The organism is Archangium sp., from assembly GCF_036389735.1.
Lineage (GTDB): Bacteria > Myxococcota > Myxococcia > Myxococcales > Myxococcaceae > Archangium.
Genome location: NZ_DASVWK010000075.1, coordinates 1 through 3,584 on the forward strand (window position 1 = coordinate 1; position 3,584 = coordinate 3,584).

Consider the following 3,584-nt stretch of genomic DNA (forward strand, 5'->3'; position numbering starts at 1 on the left):
CGCGTCTGGCGATCACCATTCGACTTTGACGAAACTCCATCCAACCCAGACACTTGCATCCGGCGCCGCCAGCGAGTTGCCCCCCGCGACCGGCTCCAGCATGCCCATGCCTCGGCTGAAGTCGAGGATTTGAAGCCGCCCCTGGCTTTCGTGAACGACCGCTCCATCCGTACTGAGGATGGACTCCGTGAACAGGTCACCGGTCTCCGCCGGAACGTGCTCCCCCGAGTCTCGCCGGACGGCCCTGTAATACAGCTCGGAGCCAATCACATAAACGCCGGCGATGACCTGCTCACCGGTCTTGATGAAGTAGAGCGACTTGCGCCCCCCGTCACGCTTGGAGATCTGGACGGGGATGTGCAGCGCGGGCCCGAGCGGAGTCGTCACCGTCGACCTCATGTGGAAATTGGCAAGAGTCGCCTCCAATCCCAGCGCGGCCGTGGCCCGGTCATGGTCGTCGGGGCCGCGGAGCTCGCTCATGACCCGTCCCAGTTGAGGCACCTGCTGCTGCGCTTTCGTCATCACCTCGTCGGCTTTCTTCTGATTGCTCTGCTGGTTCTCGTCTTTCCGTGGTGCGTTCTCCGCCGCATCCGTGACAGAGAAGGTTCCAAAGACCGCAACTCCCATCAAAGCCACCAGTACCCTCTTCAGGGACATCCGACGCTCCTGTTTGATTGTCCACGTATGAGGTGGGAGGGGTTGTGGCCCTTTTCAACCTGCTCCCTCGGTAAAACCAAGTCAGAAACTCGCCGGGTCCCGGGGGAAGCGGGTGCATTGGAAACCCAGAACCCTTCCGGAATACACCTCGTCTTGGCCCTGGACGCCTCGGACATCGCGCCTGCTCCATGCTCGGGCGAGCGGATAGAGGGCCGGCTGAGTGCCCGGCGCCCGACACGCGCCGCTCGCAAGCCGCGCGGGGCAGCAGGCGGTGGGAACGAAGGCCCTCAAGGAGTTCTTCGCGACGCACGACGGTACTCATGGGCGCTGCCGCTTCCCACTCAATCCCTGGCAAGTCTTCCTCTTGCCAGGAATCACGCGGCTTCCTCGAGGTGTCTTGGTGGTTGATCGCTTCTTGCTGACGACGTGCTGCGCCCTCTGGGCCGGCCTGGCCCTCACCAGTTGCTCTCCAGGAGGAGAACAGGAAGAAGGGTCTGGCGTCCGTCTCGAGCAGGAGGAGGCCGGCACGTCCATCCACACGGCGATGAACGCGTTGGGCGGCCGGGTGCGCGTCCTGGAAACCCACCGGGACGGAACCCCGGCCTTCATCAAGGGCGAACTGGGCCAGGCGACCGGTATTGGCCCGGACTCGGCCCCATCCGCCGTGCAGAGGGGCATGCGCGACGCGCTGTCCACGATCGCCCCCCTGTTCCAGCTGCGCGCGGAGGAGCTCGTTCTCCGGCGCGTCAGTCCGGACGAGCAGGGCCATCTGCACCTGCTGTACGACCAGACCCAGAATGGACTGGAGGTCGTGTACAGCCAACTGCGTGTGCATCTGGACGAGACGGGCAGGGTGTATGCCGTCAACGGCTCGGCGGGAGATGGCGCACGCGCTCCCGTCCAGCCGCGCATCTCGGCCGAGGCGGCGGCCTCGACGGCCCGTGCCTCCACGGACGCCCGGGGCGTGGTCAGCGAGACCCCTCCCCGTCTGGTGTACGCGCGCGGCGAGGACCAGAAGCCGCGTCTGGCCTACGAGGTGCGCATCCGCGGCGAGCAGCGCGATGGCACCCCGGTGTTGGATTGGGTGTATGTGGATGCGGAGGATGGCTCGGAGTTGTTACGCAATCCGCAAATCCACACGGCCCTGAATCGGATGGTGCACTCGGCCAACATGGGCACCACGCTCCCGGGGACCCTCCAGCGCGGCGAGGGCGGCGTGGCCTCGGGTGACGCCCACGCGGACGTGCACTACGAGCATCTGGGCACGACCTATCAGTGCTACAGCACGCTCTTCGGCCGCGACTCGTACGACCGGGCCGGCGCGCCCCTGACCAGCAGCGTCCATTACAGCATCAACTACGTCGATGCTTTCTGGAATGGCCAGCAACTGGTGTACGGCGACGGCTACTCCTCGCGTTCTGGACCGCTCGGCATGGACCTGGACGTGACCGTCCACGAGCTGACTCACGCCGTGACGGACTTCGAATCCGACCTCATCTACTCGGGCGAGTCCGGCGCGCTCAACGAGAGCCTGAGCGATATCTTCGCCGCTGTCTGTGAGAGCTGGTCTCGCGCCGGGTCCACGGACGCGGATGTCTGGAAGATTGGCGAGGACATCTGGACGCCGACCATTCCCAATGATGCGCTGCGCTACATGGCCAACCCCACCCAGGATGGATCATCGACGGACTACTATCCCGAGCGTTATACGGGAAGCGCCGACAATGGCGGCGTGCACCGCAACTCGGGCATCGCCAATCTGGCCTTCTATCTCCTTTCGCAGGGAGGCACGCACCCTCGCGGCAAGACGACTGTCCACGTTCCGGGCATTGGTCTCGAGAAGGCCGCCCGCATCTTCTACAAAGCCAACACGGACATCCTGACGGCGTCGACCCAGTTCGCGGGCGCGAAGACGGCCACCGAGCAGGCCGCTCAACAGCTCGGTTACGATGCGGCCACCGTGGCGGCCGTGACGAAAGCCTGGGAAGCAGTGGGCGTGGGGGTCACCCTCCCCCCCCCACCCACCACGGGTAACGCACTGACCAGCGGTGTGGAGACGGCCCCGTACTCTGGCATCGCGGGCACTTGGAAGTGTTGGACGCTCCAGGTGCCGACCGGCAGGACACGGGTGGTGTTCAATCAGAGCGCCAAGACGGGCAGCACGGGTGACGCGGAGCTGTACGTCCGGTTCGGCTCCGCCCCCAGCACCACCACCTATGACTGCCGTCCCCATCTGTGGAGCAGCACCGAGTCGTGTACCCTCAACAACCCATCGGCGGGCACCTGGCACGTCTGCTCCTACGGCTACCTCCCGTACACCGGTGTGGCCATGAAAGGCACCTACTGAAATGCCAGGAGCGCCCCGCGCCACTCACTCCTCAAGCGATTGGGGCAGCTGCGGGAGAGGGGGAACGGCGACCGTGTAGCACTTGCCCTGGTACTCGTGGAGTTCCTCCGGGCACGGGGCCTTCAGTTCGTGAGGCACCCAGCAGCCCCCGTTGATCTCCACCTCCATTCGAGGTGTGCAGGGAGGGCGCTTCTGCCCTTTGTAGGGCTTGCGTGGAAAAGGGTAGGCGAGGACCGGTGGCCCCCCGTCCGCGATGCCGCCGAACGAAATGCCCTTGGGGGGCAGCTCCGTATCCATCGGCACCTCGGGGCTCATGGGCGCGGGCTCGGCGCTCGCCAACGCCTCCGGGCCCACGGGCGGTGGGGACACGGGCGCCAGACGGCCCAGGGCGAAGACCAGCGCGCACACCGCCGCGGCACCCGTCAGCGCCAGCCCCAGGCGCCACAGGGGGCGAGGCTCGGGGGCGCCGGAGAGCGCCTGGGCCATGCGCTCCACTCCCTCGCGGACCTCCTCGAACGTGCACACCACCGTCTCCACGGAGTGCTTGTCGGGAGCCACGGCCCAAGGGGTCTGCTCCACC

General features: G+C 66.2%; 3 protein-coding genes. 1 reads left to right on the forward strand and 2 read right to left on the reverse strand.

Annotated features, from left to right (window positions below):
- Positions 1 to 12: 12 nt before the first annotated feature.
- Positions 13 to 657, reverse strand: a complete 645-nt coding sequence (locus VF794_RS03035; protein ID WP_331107519.1) for a hypothetical protein — start codon at positions 655 to 657, stop codon at positions 13 to 15.
- Between the two features lie 400 nt (positions 658 to 1,057).
- On the opposite strand from VF794_RS03035, the gene VF794_RS03040 reads away from it, so the two are divergent.
- Positions 1,058 to 3,004, forward strand: coding sequence for a M4 family metallopeptidase (locus VF794_RS03040; RefSeq protein WP_331107521.1), 1,947 nt, complete (start codon positions 1,058 to 1,060; stop codon positions 3,002 to 3,004).
- Between the two features lie 24 nt (positions 3,005 to 3,028).
- Here the strand turns inward: VF794_RS03040 and VF794_RS03045 are convergent.
- The coding region (locus VF794_RS03045; RefSeq protein ID WP_331107523.1) for a hypothetical protein at positions 3,029 to 3,584 on the reverse strand (556 nt) is incomplete at its 5' end.

What these genes read in the sequence shown, in the direction of transcription:
- VF794_RS03035 (WP_331107519.1), bottom strand. Translation starts at nt 657, where the DNA reads ATGTCCCTGAAGAGGGTACTGGTGGCTTTGATGGGAGTTGCGGTCTTT.